Below are 14,285 nucleotides of genomic sequence, written 5' to 3'. Positions count from 1 at the left end.
CTGCATTGCCAAGCCCTCCTTAATGCACAATTTGTGACAAGAATTGACGTGCACGTTCTTCTTCTGGATGTTCAAAGAACTTAGCTGTTGGTGCATCTTCTAAGATCTTACCATCAGCCATAAAGATAACACGGTCTGCAACTTGCTTGGCGAATCCCATTTCGTGGGTCACAACAAGCATTGTCATTGATGAATCTTGCGCAATTTCACGCATAATCTTCAAAACACCATTAACCATTTCTGGGTCCAAGGCTGAAGTTGGTTCGTCAAACAAAAGCGCCTTTGGCTTCATCGCAAGTGAACGTGCAATCGCAACACGTTGCTTTTGTCCACCTGACAATTGTGAAGGATACTTATTGGCTTGATCAGTCAAACCAACACGTTCCAACAAGCCCATAGCTGTTTCTTTATTTTCGGCTTCATCACGCTTAAGTACCAAGCGGGGAGCAATCATAATATTTTCCAAAATCGTTTTATTGTCATAAAGATTAAAGTGTTGGAACACCATTCCAACGTCTTTACGCAAACGATTCAAATCCGTTTTCGGATTGGCCAAATCTTGATTATTAACAATTAATTGTCCGCCTTCAATCGACTCCAAACCATTAATTGTTCGAATTAAGGTCGATTTTCCGGAACCAGAAGGTCCAAGTAACACCACAGTTTCACCTGCTTCAACTTCTAAATTGATATCATGTAAAGCATGGAAATCTCCATAATACTTTTCGACATCTTTAAACTCGATCATTGACATCAGGGTATCCTCCTAAAAATAATATTATCTAGCCAAGATTTGCCAAATAATTACAAAGTAACCCGATACAGCTAGTCAGCCGCACCGGGAAACGTACTTACATCTAATTGTTGTACTAAATTTATCTTAATCTCTAAGGTTACTTTTTGTCAAACAAAAATTAATCAAAACCCGACCAATTTCTCATACTTTTTTAAGTATATCCGTTAAAAACGTTTTACTATTTAGGTTTGTATGCTAATTCTACGTGTAATTCGTACGGGTCTTGAATTTCAGTCAGACCAGCTCGACCTTTCACGTGCGCTAAACCACCCTTAATTACAGCAGTCGCAACATACAAGTTGTATTTTTTGGCAGCTTCCGCTATTGGTTGGAGTCCAACTTCAGTCACCAAACCTAAACGTTTAGCTGACATTTCATTGATCCCACCATAAATGGCCAATCCATCGGCATCTTGCTCTAAACGGTAATAAGGTAATGGTGCCCCGTCCCCCGTTGCATAGACCTTCGTTTGCCCTTGTGACAAGAGATTCATTTGTTGATTCTCTGATAAACCATCATAATTATCATCTGCCAAATGACTTTGTGTGATTTGCGAAGCAATCGTTGCTAACTCTGCTTCCATCCCAGCGTCAAGCTTCAAAGTCGCCGGCAATACTTCATTACTAGCATACAAGCCATTTGATGGCACGAACTGCACGCCACCAGCTGGTATAGCTTCATCAGCTGCTTCTTGCGGTGTTCCTAATACTTTGGCAATCTTTGGCGATACATCCCATTTTGGTGCCTTATCCGTGAAATAATAAAAGAAATTTACCGCTGTAAAATACAGAATCCCAAGGAACGCTAATAAAATGAGACTGCCACGAACATACGCCTTATTACTGAGATATGAATACGCCAAATACAGAATATAACTACTTCCGACTGCTGCTAATACGGTATAAATGCGCCCTTTCAATTTAGGATTCACATTTAAATAACCGAGGTAGTGATTAATTAAATCAAGTGCTGATAACATAATTAACGATCACCTCCTTGGTTATTACCATCTACATTACTACTACTTGAAGCTGGCGTAGATTGGCTACTGCTTTGTGCATCATCACTCGACGAACTTGCTTCAGATGAACCATCTGAGCTACTTGATGAACGATCTGATTCTGAGCTTTGTGAATTTTCAGATGCTTCTGAACTACTTGATACTGGTTCCGAACTACTTTGACTTGAAACTTCTTCATCAACATTAGAAGACTCAGAAGCTTTTGATTCAGATTCACTGGCTTCACGCCGCGATACACTTTCAGATTCTGCCTTTTTTTGAGATGAAACCTGGGCTCTAGTTGGCCCACCATTTCGGGTATTGGTGGTCACATTCACAACTGCATTTCCAGCACTCAACGCTAAAATCATTGATACTAACGCAACTGGCGTAATGAATGGGGGTGTCCGTTTCTCCATAAAAGGACCTCCTTATCTTAATCTACTTTTGGTTGGATGGCTTGCTTAACAATCGCATCCACTTTTCTTTTTGTTTCTTCCCAATCATCATTCACGACAACATGGGCCTTGGCCGCTAACGCAGCGGGTAGTTGTGCATCGCGCACAAATTCCTCACTACTTAAGCGACTGTTAATTGATTGAACGTCATCTCCACGTTTTACCAAACGTTGATAGAGATCCCGTTCCTTTGATACCGTTAGATACATCACAACGACTTCATCTTCAGGCAAAGCTTCCAAGTAAGTCGCTGCCCCTTTTGTATCTAAAACAATGGTAATCAAAGGGTTCTTTTCAAACGCACGCTCCAAGCCTTCCTTTGATGAACCATATTGATTGCCATTGTAATCTACTTGTTCTAAGAAATGATTTTGTTTAAATGAATCAGCTGATTCAAAGTAATAATCAACTTGGTCCATTTCGCCTTCACGTGGCTTACGCGTTGTATGCGTAATCACCTTGGGCATTTCAAAAAAATCATTTAGATATTTCGTCACTGACGTTTTACCAGTTCCGGTATTTCCCGTGACGACAAACACTTTTCGTTCCAAAATAAGTCTCCTAGGCCAATGCATCATCCTTACGCAATTGGTAAGTGAATTGACCGTTTAATTCCTAAGTTAATTAAGACAACTAACATCCATTTAATAAATAATGGCGCTAAGAAAGCGATAAATCCAGTCGACATGGCTACTTCCAGCGATAAATTAGCTGCAAGGGCTAACCAGACTGTTCCTAATGCCAGTTGCACAACCGCTGCGATGCCCGTGCTGAGCACTAACATCCATGGTTGATTAACACGCTGCATCAACGGACTAATAATTAATGGAAAAACCAACATGGCTAACAAATAACCGCCAGTTGGCCCCACAAATGCGCCCAAGCCACCTTGAAAGCCTGCAAATACAGGCAATCCTGCCAAGCCGACTGCTAAGTAACCGAGTACGGCTAGCAAAGCAATTCGTGGCGTCGTCAGACTTGCCACTAATGGCACAATTAACGTCTGCAAGCTTAATGGTACTAACCCCATTGGAATGGCAAACGGCGCAATAATACTAATAATTGCAGCAAACATTGCCGCTAATGTTAGCGTTCTTAACTTCATCATTCATACCCCATTATGTTAAATTGACTTTTGTAATTTCGCCAGCAGAAAACTGATAGCGTTGTTGCTGTGATATTAAAATAAGCCGCCCCTCTGTATCAATATCAACAACCCGACCTTGAATTGTTTGCTTCCCCCTAACCAATTCAACCGTTTGATTCAAAACCAAACTATGATCTAAATAATAATCCCGCACTGCACTAAAAGGCAGCGTTAGATTTTGTAAACAAGCTTCAAATAGCCCTGCAACCAATCCTTCACGATCCACATGTGCTGATGTAATTGCACCAGCTTTTGCTTGTAATTCATTTGGAAAAACCGTTGGATTTAAATTCATCCCAATCCCAATCGCTGCAATCCCTTGCATTTGCTGCGTTGGCATTTGGAGCATTTCAACCAAAATACCTGTTACTTTGCGTTGTCCTTGATATAAATCATTTACCCATTTAATTGCTAAATTAACGCCTAATTGTTTTTGCACAACTTGCTGAACTGCAACTGCTAGGTTGAGCGTCATGGTTCCTGGCTCATGTAATTGATTTTCAGTCATCGGCACTAACATTGTCATATACACACCCACATCTGCTGGTGAGTAAAATTGCCGATCTCGACGGCCATACCCATTGGTCTGTCGATTCGCTAGAATTAACGCCGGTATTTTTGACATTGGTTGGTTCGTTTCGTTCAGCAAACGTTTCGCAAATAAACTTGTCGAATCAATTTCATCAAATGCATACAATTTTACATCAGGTAGGCAGTTTTGTAATCTCTTTGTATCGAATGCCACAAATACTCTCCTGTAAGTTTTTGGTATGTACAAAAACTAGTTAAAAAGCGATGAAAAGAAGTTAAAGACAGGTTCCCAAATATGCGTCACAAACCAATTCGATGCATTATGCGCATCTTTTGAATTGGCAAAATCATGCGCTTTAGCCATAACATCCCCAGTTGATTTGGTAAGTTTATCTGACAACTTAGCCGAACTCTTCACGAAATCACTCGAATTTGAAATAGGCGCCTCATTCACTGATTGTAGGGCTGTGGCAATTTGATTAACTTGCTCATCAGACACTTTGTCCCCCAAATCATTTTGTTCCAAATTAACCGTTAATTGATTAATAATGACATTAATGTCAATGTTATCACCTTGTTGTTTGCGGTCAGCAAGTTCACTCGCCGTATTAGTCACGGCCGCCGTTAATTTACCAGCATATTTCGAATCACTCTTTTCGCCTTGTGTGTCTAACACTTGTGTTGTCGCTTCCAGCACATTGTTGGCTGCATTCGTATTTTGTTGATTCAATGCAATCCCATCTGTATCCAAAGCTTTATACACACCTGCCAAAGCCGCTTCACCTGACACTGGCTTATCGGCAGTCACCGTAATAATAACATCGTCGACGCCCGCCATTGTGGCTGCCATCGCATATTGCTGTGCCGTCACTTTAGTGATGTTATTTTTTCCTTCAAACGGTTCAATATTCACTAAAGTTCCGGTTTTAGGCTCAGCTGGTGCAAGCGAAACGGAACTAATCATTGCCTCATTACTGATGCCAGTTAAGCCAATGTATTTGGCATCAGCTCCAGTCGTCGTGAGCTTTTGATAATTATTGCTAATCCCTAATGTTTGTGCAGTTTGTGTCTTTTGACGTGTACCAGCCCCATACACAACATATGGCTTAGAAAGTGCTCGCGTTTGAACGCCTTCTACTGATTCTGAGGCAAAGGCATTGGTCTGTGTGGTCGTTACCTGCGCAACACCACCTAATAAGGTTGCGACAACTAATAAACCAGCAAGCTTTTGCGTCATTTTCATGTCAATTCCCCTTTACTGTGTAAATTTATTATCTTAATTTTACCGCGAGGTTGCTTAAAAAACTCATAAAACACGTTGGTCTTATCCAATTTTCTCGCTCCATCACGGTATTCTTTATTCTATCATTAATAATTAACAATCACCTAATTCTCTTTAATCCTAAAGAAATCTATAAAAAAAGACACGCTCATGATGAGCGTGTCTTTACTTTTTCATAAATTAGTCAGTTGCTAAATCATTCATTGCATGAGCAAAAATAGCCATAGCACGTGTCAAATCAACAACAGGGAAGAATTCATCAGCTTGATGCATTGTATCTGGTACACCTTCAAACATGGCACCAAAGGCAACACCACGCTTCAACAAACGACCAAATGTTCCACCACCAATGACGTTTTCACCAGCAGGCATACCTGTGTGATCACGGTAAACATCTAACAATGTGGCAACAATTGGGTCATCCCCTGGCACATAATGAGGAACCATTGCATGACCTTCATTTTCAGCCGTCGCATCAAATGTTTCAGGAAGCGCTGCACTAACTGCCGCAGCAATTGTTTCAGCATCTGTATTCTGTGGGTAACGGAAGTTCATGTTAATGAACCCATCTTCACCATCAGTGAAACGTTGGATTCCAACGTTCATTGACAAATCACCCATCAAATCATCATGCTTAGCAGCACCAATCTTATTAGCTTGTGTGTCATCATGCAAAGCACCACCCAAGAAGTCTAAGAAGCCTTGCGCGTTGCCACCAAAATCAGCTTCCTTCAAGAAGTTAGCTAAGTAAGTTCCAGCATTTTCACCTGTTTCAGGCATGGCACCGTGAACTTGGCGACCAAAGAATGTAAAGTCAATTTGGTTACCTGAAATTTCAGCTTCACCCTTAACACGTGATTCTTCAGCTAGATAAGCATTCATTTTCTCAACCAAGGCTTCAGCATCTTCCGTTTCAACAACGGCCTTAGCTGTTCCAGGAACCATGTTTGGACGTTCACCAGCAGTAAATGAAATCAAACGGGTTGATCCTTCATTTGTGCCAGCAAAACGAGCGACAACTGAATTATTTCCCTTTTCACCATTGATAATTGGGAATTCAGCATCAGGTGAGAATCCCATGGTTGGTTCACCATATTCAGCCAAGAAATCATCCATACCAGTCCAGTCAGATTCTTCATCAATTCCAACCATGAAGACCAACTTACGGGTCAATGGCACTTCCATATCCTTAAGCATCTTCATTGCATAGTAACCCGCAAATGTAGGTCCCTTATCGTCAGAAGATCCACGACCATAAAGACGACCATCTTCGATAACAGGTGTCCAAGGGTCTTTAGTCCAACCGTCACCAGCTGGCATAACATCTAAATGTCCGATAATGGCCACTGATTCTTCAGCATCTTCTGGTCCCAATTCAGCATAGGCGACCAAATTCTTATAATTACCAGTACGGAAACCATCGCGTTCTGCAATTTCTAAAAACTTGTCCAAAGCAGCTTTAGGTCCAGGTCCCAATGGGGCATCTTCAGTTGCTGCCGCATCGTCACGGACAGACTTAATTGAAATCATTTCTTCTAAATCAGCAAGCAAGTCATCTTCATAAGTTAGTGACTTAGCCAACCATTCTGTTGCTTTAACCATAAATCAGTGATCCTCCAATGTCTATTTGCTAATCATTATACGCTATTTTCGGTTTTTCGCCTAACGCATTCCAAAAAAAACAGCCACTATTCGTGACTGCTCCTTTAATTAATCAAAATTACTCTGATAACGCGCCATAAAGTTCGCCATTCCATCTGCTAACAATGATGGTCGAACAATATAATTATAGGCTGCCATCTGATCAGCTAATGCAGTATGCGCATAAACTGCAGCTTCAACCGTTTGCGTCATATTAAATTTAAACTGTCCCACAAAGGCCGCAATAATACCGGCCAAGACATCTCCCATGCCACCCACAGCTTGGTAAGGGCCACCTTGCTCTAATTCAGTCTGACCATCACTACTGTAAATAACTGTATGATGCTGCTTTAAGACCAAAATATCAATATTCAACATTTGACGCTGCACATCATTCATTTGAATTTCATGTTGATAATTTAGTTGAATCTTACTCAAACGTTCCCATTCAACCTGATGCGGTGTCGCAATCGTGAACGTCTCACGTGGAAACATCAAGTTTTCTTGAGCTACAATCGTTAAAGCTGAGCCATCTACAACCAAAACTTGTTTTGAACTCACTTGCATTAAGACGCGCTTCACCAAAGAAACAGCGTATTCACTCAAACCCATTCCTGACCCGAGCAACACAACATCGCTGCGGTCAATTTGTTCCATTAAGACTTCCAAGTCAGACCAATCGACAAACATTGCCTCTGGGACGCGACTGTGAAGTGCACTTCGATTAACACTATCTGAAGCAACCGTTACTAACCCAGCCCCTGATGAAACAGCGGCTTGTGCGGCCATCGTAATGGCACCCCCATATTGCTTGTCACCACCAATGAGCAATACATGCCCATAGTCACCCTTGTAACTATCAGCTGGTCGCTTAACAATGACTTCTTTCAAAATACCTTCATTTAGTTGTTTGACCATGATGTCATCTCCAAAATCTTCATAATATATACCCTTTATATTATAGCATTTTAATATCGAATACTAGCGTTAATCAAATTAGAAAAAAAGTACCATCAACATGATGGTACTTTTCTTTATTCTGAATCCAAAGACATGCGATATTCTTGCAATAGTCCTTCACGCACACCCGATGCCGAAAAAATAACTTCTTTTGCATTCGTTGCTTGAATCAATGCCATCAATGGTAGTAAACCACTCACAATAATATCAGCACGATTAGCTTCTTCGCCCAAGACAGCTTCACGTTCTTGGCGTGAGGCATTGGTCATCTCATGAAAAGTTTTTAAAACCGCATCAGCTGACATGGTATATCCGTGAAAATCTTGTGACATATCATAGCCTTGGCGTAAACGATCTAAACGCGCTAATGAACGATTGGCACCACCTAATAAAATAATTGGCAAAGCTTCTGCTTCTTGGGCTTCGTTAATCCATGGCAAACGCTCGTATTGCGTCTCTACATAATCCGTTGCGGCTTCTAATTTATCAGCATCAATCGTGTCTTCATTTAATTGAAACTTTTCCGATAAATTCACAGCGCCAAAAGGCAAACTAATAAAATTAGCCGCCATCCGGTCTTCAATCCCAACTAATTCAACACTGGCACCACCAGTATCTAACAGCCAAGCATTATCAACATCTAATGCGCACATGGCACCCAGATAGTCATAATAAGCTTCTTGATCACCAGTCAGTACACGAATATCAACACCAATTGTGTCATAAACTTGCGCCAAAAAATCGGCTTGATTATTTGCTTCACGTACCGCTGCTGTGGCAATGCCTTCAATCTCAATTTCAGGATATGCTTCATATTCCTTTTGAAAAATAACCAAAGCCTCTAGCACTCGCTTCATCGCATCTGATGTTAAATTACCACCATTTTGATCCATTCCTTGTGCCATTCGCGTATCAATTTTACGATGCTTAATCTCGGTAAATTGGCCGCTCTCATCAAGTTCTTCAATTACCATGCGCGTTGAATTTGATCCCAAATCAATCACTGCTAAATAATTCATACGGTACCTCTTTTATCACCTAACCCCAGTAATTAATGCCCATTGCTGCTCGCACTTCGCGCATCGTTTCATCTGCTGTTTGACGAGCTTGTTCTGAACCTTCTGCCAACATCTTCAAAACGGCAGGACGATCTTCTGCAAAAGTCTCACGACGCTCACGAATTGGTGCTAATTCAGCATCTAGAACTTCAAACAAATATTTCTTAATCTTCATATCACCTAAACCACCAGCACGATACTGATCTTTAAGCGTTTCAACTTGAGCCTTATCAGAATCAAAGACATCCAAGTAAGTAAAGACCATATTACCTTCAACGTGTCCTGGATCGCTCACTTGGACGTGTTCTGGATCCGTATACATTGAACGGACACGATTCCAAAGCTCATCAGCACTGTCACTCAAATAAATGCAGTTGCCCAATGACTTTGACATCTTAGCGTTACCATCCAAACCAGGTAAACGGCCTTGCCCCTTAGGTGGGAAAATACCTTCAGGTTCTACCAAAATACCTTCGCCATAATAATGGTTAAAGGCACGAACCAGTTCACGGGTTTGCTCCAACATGGGTTCTTGATCATCCCCAACCGGAACCACTTGCCCCTTGAACATCGCAATATCGGCTGCTTGTGAAACAGGGTAGTTAAAGAATCCAGCCGGAATACTTTCTCCAAATCCTTTTTGTTGAATTTCAGCCTTCACCGTTGGGTTACGTTGCAAACGCGCCACTGAAACCAAATTCATGAAGTATTCTGTTAATTCTGATAATTGTGGCACAGCTGTTTGCACAAAAATCGTTGATTTCTTAGGATCAAGTCCAACTGCTAAATAATCCAAAGCCACTTCAGTCAATGAATTTTTAATTTTTTCTGGATTACGCGCATTATCAGTAAATGCTTGCTTGTCCGCAATCATAATATAAGGATCGTAATCACCAGAATTTTGCATTTCCACACGGGTCTTTAATGAGCCGACATAGTGCCCAATATGCAATTTTCCAGTTGGTCGATCACCTGTTAGAAGTACTTTTTTTTCTGCCATTATCTATATTTCCTCATTTTATTAATAAATGCTATATCTCTATCATTGTAGAGTTTTTTATAAAGGATAACAACCGCTAATCAATAATGTCGACGGTGTCCGCAACGGCATTAATCAATTGCGTCACTGGTCCAATACTAATCATCATTAACTCATGCATCGCACGCGAAGCTAATGTATATAACAAACCGGTTGAATCCGTATCTGGATAATTCATCTGTGAGACATCATAACCAATTACGGCATCAAATTCTAAGCCCTTTGCCAAATAAATTGGCATCACCAAAATATCGGCTTGGCGACTACGATCATCTGCATCTAAGAGCTGATGGTCAATGCCTTGGTCTGTTAAGTCAACACTGACTGTTTCTGCTTGTGTCTGTGTTTTCGTCAAAATCGCAATGGTCTTTTGCGTTGTTTGTAATTGATGGACCATGTCTGCCAAAGTAGTTGCAACCTGTGATGCTTCAACCTGACGAATTTGTGGCTTGGTCCCTGGCCGTTGGAAAGTTTGAATGTCAGCACCATCTGGTAACAACGCTTTAGCAAAATTCATAATTTGTTGTGTTGAACGATAAGATTTATTGAGCTTAATTAAGCGATGCTTTTTAACTTGGAAAGCATCTTGATAGGCCTGCATTAAACTTTCAGGCGTTTGAACAGCTCTAAATAGGGCTTGTTCAGCATCCCCCAGTAACGTGAACTTAGCATATGGAAAGGCGTGTTTCAAATACAACATTTGCAACATCGCATAATCTTGCATCTCATCCACGAAGACATATTGCATAAACTGATTCGTCCCACTACCAGTCATCAAATCACGCAGGTAGAGAACTGGCACGACATCTTCATAATCAATAGCATGCTGTTCTAATTGGTGTGCAAAACGTTGCTCTTTCGTCATCCACCATTTTTGTTCAATACCAGCATACTCAGTGCGAGCCAAATACTGCAAAAAGTCAGAGAACTGTTGATAAATATCAATAAATTGTGAATTATAAATCGCATCATCCAAGGGCTGGAAGACCTCTTTCAAATAAGCAGTCGCAACCTGGTCTACGGTCTCATCCATATTCACATCCGCTTGTACCAAAGCATCAATATCTTCATCCAACAAACGATGATATTCTGCATCATCGAGTTGATTTAATGCATCAAGGACCCAATCAGCTTGACGTAAATCTAATATTTGTGTTTGTAAAACTTCTAAGAAATGCTGTTTCGTTTGAATAATACGATCCATCATGGCATAAGCCGTTGGCAATGTTTTAAAATACGTTACAAAATCATCTTTACTAAACCAAACTTCACCTTGGAAATACACATCCACAAAGGCAATCTCTGGTGCTGCTAATTGTGTTAAATAATTTGCTAACGCATCTGCTAAATCAGCAGATTCAAGTGCTTGTTGTAGTTGTTGTCGAATTGCTTGCGGCCGTTCTTGATCTTGTTCATATTGATTAAACAACGTTTGCACCGTTAATCCTTGCAAACGCGCACTCAAAAACTCACTCATCGTCACTTGTCGCATGTTTCGCTCACCAAGCGATGGCAAAACATCTGCGATATAACTTGAGAATAAACGATTGGGTGAGAACAAGACAATTTGATCTGAATTCAAATTTTCACGCGCATGAAACAGTAAAAAGGCAATGCGTTGGAGAATCGCTGATGTCTTTCCAGAACCGGCTACCCCTTGGACCACCATTAAATCACTGGTTGTATCACGAATAATTTGATTTTGTTCTTGCTGAATCGTCGCAACAATATTATGCATGGTGGCATCATTTTGCTGCCCTAAAGCATATTGCAACATTTCGTCACCAATTGTGACATCAGTATCGAACATATTAATGATATGCCGTCCTTCAATCGTATATTGACGTTTCTTTTTTAAATCAGCCTTTTGGTCACCCATTGGTGTCGGATAACTGACTGGTCCTAGCGCCCCATTATAATAAATTCCGCTAATTGGCGCCCGCCAATCGTTAATCAAAAAATCGCCCTGATCATCCTGCAATGATGCTAAACCAATGTACAGTGTATCTGGATCGCCGTCTTCAAGAATATCGACACGTCCAAAATAGGGACTTGCTTGTAAACTGTGCAAGGTTGTGACCATCTTGGCCATAATTTGTTCAGTTTCAGTTACACGTGCCACAATATTTCGTTGTTGCTGAATTTCGGCGTTGGTCTCCATCGCATCATCTTCTTCAAATGTATTGATTGATGTGTTGGCCCCATAATTTGTTTCAACCGCATAGGTTTCAGCATGGGCTTGTTCAAAATCTTTGTTTGCCGTAACCAACTGCGCTTCAATTTCATCAGAAACTTGATTTAAACGCGCTTGTTCTTGTTGCCATTCATTCGTTTCAACCATTGGTTACTCCTTTTCTTACTTTAAAATATGAAAAGGCATTGGTTAACCGCCCCAATGCCTTTTTATTTATGCTAAACCTAAACTAATCACTAATGCTTGATTAACATCCGTCATGATTGCTTGCGGAATTTCACCGATTTTATCTTGTAAACGGCGTTTATCAATCGTACGAACCTGTTCCCCCAACAAAACAGAATCCTTATTAATACCTGTATTTTCAATCGTCGCAGGCAATCCGACATGTGTTGGTAACTTTGGTTTGTCAATTTGAGCAGTAATGGGTACCACGATTACGGTTGGTGCATGATGATTTCCAACATCATTTTGCACAATCACGACAGGTCGTTGTCCCCCTTGCTCAGATCCGACAAAAGGTGATAATTCTGCAAAGAAAATATCACCACGTTTTATCTCGACATGTTTTCCCATCTAAAACTCCTAATCAACTAATTGGCGTGGTAAACGTTGCGCCATACTGGTTGCCATTTCATATGGAATTGTGCCAGCTTGTGTCGCCATATCATTTAATGTAATTTTTTCATCTTGAACTTGTCCCAGCAATGTGACAACCGTCCCAACTGGTAACGCTTCTGGCAAACGCACCATGCACTGATCCATCGCAATCCGACCAATAACTTCAACCCGGCGTCCATCTGGTAACAATCCAGTCATACCTTGCATTGCGCGTGGATAACCATCTGCATACCCAATCGGCAAAGTCCCAATCCATTCCTTTTCTGTCGTGGTATAGGTTGCCCCATATGAAATCGAACTACCAGCTGGTACTTCTTTAACATGTACGAGTTCAGCTTTCACCGACATCACAGGCATTAAATCACGATTTGGCAAGTCACCTTGTGATGGATCAAATCCATACATACCTGCACCCAAACGAATCATATCATGACTAGGTAATTCATGCCACAATGACGTTCCTGAATTAGCTAAATGGCGCCATGTACTTTCTGGAATCGCCTGATCATCAACCAAATCATGCCAATTTTGAAGCTGCTGTTCAAAATAATCGACATTTGTTGTATCCGCTGTTGCAAAATGGGTCCAAATTGATTCGAAAGTCAAATCTGAACGACTTGCAATCAATGCCACCACCGCTGCTAATTCTGCGTGATCGCGAATACCAATGCGTCCCATACCAGAATCAACCGCAACTGACAGCTTTAATGTATCACCATGTGGTAATACATTTAGTGCACTTTCTAACCACTCTAAACTTGGCACCACTGGTGTTAGGTCATATTCTGCCACCGTATCAATATAATGTGCTGGTGTTACTCCTAAAATTAAAATGGGTTGGGTCACACCAAAGTCGCGCAACCAAATCCCTTCATCCATGGTTGCAACAGCAAATGCATCCACGCCTTGCGCCTGTAACACAGGTACAACCACTTCTAACCCATGCCCATAAGCATTGGCTTTAACAACAGCGCAAACCTTTTTTGTTTGCGTTAACGCTTTAATATACGCAATATTATGCTTGAGTGCTTCAGCTGAAACCTCAATCCATGCTGGCCGATGTTTTGCAATCGGCTGATTCATGTGATTACTTGTCATGTCTTGCTCCAATACAACTAAACTATGTACTAAATCCCCTGTATGTGAAATTGAAAGGTGTGCCTGAACCCCCTCGTTCAACGGCGCCTTTGTTAAAATGGGCTCACCATTTGCCCCTACTAATACTTCGATATCTAAAAAGCCAACACCACGACTAATGCCTGTTCCCAAAGCCTTGCTAAATGCTTCTTTAATGGAAAAACGACCTGCCAAAAATTCAATTTGATGTTTACCTTTACGTTGATCAAAAATTTGGCGTTCTTTTTCAGTTAGAATCGCATCAATGGTCCGTGGCGTTCGACTAGCAGTTTGTGCCATGGCACTAATGGTTTGTACATCTGTACCAATACCAATAATCATAAACGCCTCCTTATTTTTATCTATTATACGCTATTTAGAATTAAATCTTGCAATAAATTTTGGGTTTAAAAAAAGCATAACCAAAAATAAATTTGGTTAT

At 40.9% G+C, this 14,285-nt stretch carries 14 protein-coding genes; all 14 read right to left on the bottom strand.

Going from position 1 to position 14,285, the window contains the following annotated elements; all coding sequences use genetic code 11:
- Positions 1 to 19: 19 nt before the first annotated feature.
- On the bottom strand, positions 20 to 754 hold the full coding sequence (locus IV67_RS02920) for an amino acid ABC transporter ATP-binding protein (protein WP_057786942.1): 735 nt from the start codon (positions 752 to 754) through the stop codon (positions 20 to 22).
- A 220-nt stretch (positions 755 to 974) separates the two neighbouring features.
- A complete protein-coding gene (locus IV67_RS02915) occupies positions 975 to 1,775 on the bottom strand; it encodes a DUF6681 family protein (protein WP_057786941.1) in 801 nt (266 codons plus the stop codon).
- Positions 1,776 to 1,777: 2 nt separating this feature from the next.
- Positions 1,778 to 2,215, bottom strand: coding sequence for a hypothetical protein (locus IV67_RS02910; protein ID WP_057786940.1), 438 nt, complete (start codon positions 2,213 to 2,215; stop codon positions 1,778 to 1,780).
- 17 nt (positions 2,216 to 2,232) lie between these two features.
- Positions 2,233 to 2,808 (bottom strand): guanylate kinase, encoded by a 576-nt coding sequence (locus IV67_RS02905; protein WP_236698242.1) that lies wholly within the window; start codon positions 2,806 to 2,808, stop codon positions 2,233 to 2,235.
- Between the two features lie 26 nt (positions 2,809 to 2,834).
- Complete coding sequence (locus IV67_RS02900) at positions 2,835 to 3,362, bottom strand: biotin transporter BioY (protein WP_236698239.1); 528 nt, start codon at positions 3,360 to 3,362, stop codon at positions 2,835 to 2,837.
- 10 nt (positions 3,363 to 3,372) lie between these two features.
- The gene (locus IV67_RS02895; protein WP_057786935.1) at positions 3,373 to 4,146 is read right to left on the bottom strand and encodes a biotin--[acetyl-CoA-carboxylase] ligase; all 774 of its coding nucleotides are present in this window, start codon (positions 4,144 to 4,146) and stop codon (positions 3,373 to 3,375) included.
- Positions 4,147 to 4,182: 36 nt separating this feature from the next.
- Positions 4,183 to 5,175, bottom strand: a complete 993-nt coding sequence (locus tag IV67_RS02890) for a DUF1002 domain-containing protein (RefSeq protein ID WP_057786933.1) — start codon at positions 5,173 to 5,175, stop codon at positions 4,183 to 4,185.
- Between the two features lie 219 nt (positions 5,176 to 5,394).
- Positions 5,395 to 6,816: a dipeptidase PepV gene (gene pepV / locus IV67_RS02885; protein ID WP_057786931.1), complete on the bottom strand. Its 1,422-nt coding sequence runs from the start codon at positions 6,814 to 6,816 to the stop codon at positions 5,395 to 5,397.
- A gap of 108 nt (positions 6,817 to 6,924) precedes the next feature.
- Complete coding sequence (locus IV67_RS02880) at positions 6,925 to 7,773, bottom strand: NAD(P)H-hydrate dehydratase (RefSeq protein ID WP_057786929.1); 849 nt, start codon at positions 7,771 to 7,773, stop codon at positions 6,925 to 6,927.
- A 116-nt stretch (positions 7,774 to 7,889) separates the two neighbouring features.
- Positions 7,890 to 8,834, bottom strand: a complete 945-nt coding sequence (locus IV67_RS02875) for a Ppx/GppA phosphatase family protein (RefSeq protein WP_057786927.1) — start codon at positions 8,832 to 8,834, stop codon at positions 7,890 to 7,892.
- 19 nt (positions 8,835 to 8,853) lie between these two features.
- Positions 8,854 to 9,873, bottom strand: coding sequence for a tryptophan--tRNA ligase (gene trpS / locus IV67_RS02870; protein ID WP_057786925.1), 1,020 nt, complete (start codon positions 9,871 to 9,873; stop codon positions 8,854 to 8,856).
- Between the two features lie 76 nt (positions 9,874 to 9,949).
- A complete protein-coding gene (gene helD / locus IV67_RS02865) occupies positions 9,950 to 12,253 on the bottom strand; it encodes an RNA polymerase recycling motor HelD (RefSeq protein WP_057786923.1) in 2,304 nt (767 codons plus the stop codon).
- 66 nt (positions 12,254 to 12,319) lie between these two features.
- Entirely contained in the window at positions 12,320 to 12,682 is a 363-nt protein-coding gene (locus IV67_RS02860; RefSeq protein WP_057786921.1) for a type II toxin-antitoxin system PemK/MazF family toxin, read from the bottom strand.
- Positions 12,683 to 12,691: 9 nt separating this feature from the next.
- On the bottom strand, positions 12,692 to 14,185 hold the full coding sequence (alr, locus tag IV67_RS02855; protein WP_057786919.1) for an alanine racemase: 1,494 nt from the start codon (positions 14,183 to 14,185) through the stop codon (positions 12,692 to 12,694).
- Positions 14,186 to 14,285: the final 100 nt, after the last annotated feature.

Source organism: Weissella minor, assembly GCF_001437425.1.
GTDB lineage: Bacteria > Bacillota > Bacilli > Lactobacillales > Lactobacillaceae > Weissella > Weissella minor.
The sequence above is the reverse complement of the archived record's forward strand: the minus strand, read 5'-3'. Positions and strand labels throughout refer to the sequence as shown.

Bases quoted from the DNA above. Each gene is read 5' to 3' on its own strand.
- IV67_RS02860 (WP_057786921.1), bottom strand. From the start codon at position 12,682: ATGGGAAAACATGTCGAGATAAAACGTGGTGATATTTTCTTTGCAGAA.
- IV67_RS02900 (WP_236698239.1), bottom strand. From the start codon at position 3,362: ATGATGAAGTTAAGAACGCTAACATTAGCGGCAATGTTTGCTGCAATT.
- alr (WP_057786919.1), bottom strand. From the start codon at position 14,185: ATGATTATTGGTATTGGTACAGATGTACAAACCATTAGTGCCATGGCA.
- IV67_RS02915 (WP_057786941.1), bottom strand. From the start codon at position 1,775: ATGTTATCAGCACTTGATTTAATTAATCACTACCTCGGTTATTTAAAT.
- IV67_RS02875 (WP_057786927.1), bottom strand. From the start codon at position 8,834: ATGAATTATTTAGCAGTGATTGATTTGGGATCAAATTCAACGCGCATG.
- pepV (WP_057786931.1), bottom strand. From the start codon at position 6,816: ATGGTTAAAGCAACAGAATGGTTGGCTAAGTCACTAACTTATGAAGAT.
- IV67_RS02920 (WP_057786942.1), bottom strand. From the start codon at position 754: ATGTCAATGATCGAGTTTAAAGATGTCGAAAAGTATTATGGAGATTTC.
- helD (WP_057786923.1), bottom strand. From the start codon at position 12,253: ATGGTTGAAACGAATGAATGGCAACAAGAACAAGCGCGTTTAAATCAA.
- IV67_RS02910 (WP_057786940.1), bottom strand. From the start codon at position 2,215: ATGGAGAAACGGACACCCCCATTCATTACGCCAGTTGCGTTAGTATCA.
- trpS (WP_057786925.1), bottom strand. From the start codon at position 9,873: ATGGCAGAAAAAAAAGTACTTCTAACAGGTGATCGACCAACTGGAAAA.
- IV67_RS02880 (WP_057786929.1), bottom strand. From the start codon at position 7,773: ATGGTCAAACAACTAAATGAAGGTATTTTGAAAGAAGTCATTGTTAAG.
- IV67_RS02890 (WP_057786933.1), bottom strand. From the start codon at position 5,175: ATGAAAATGACGCAAAAGCTTGCTGGTTTATTAGTTGTCGCAACCTTA.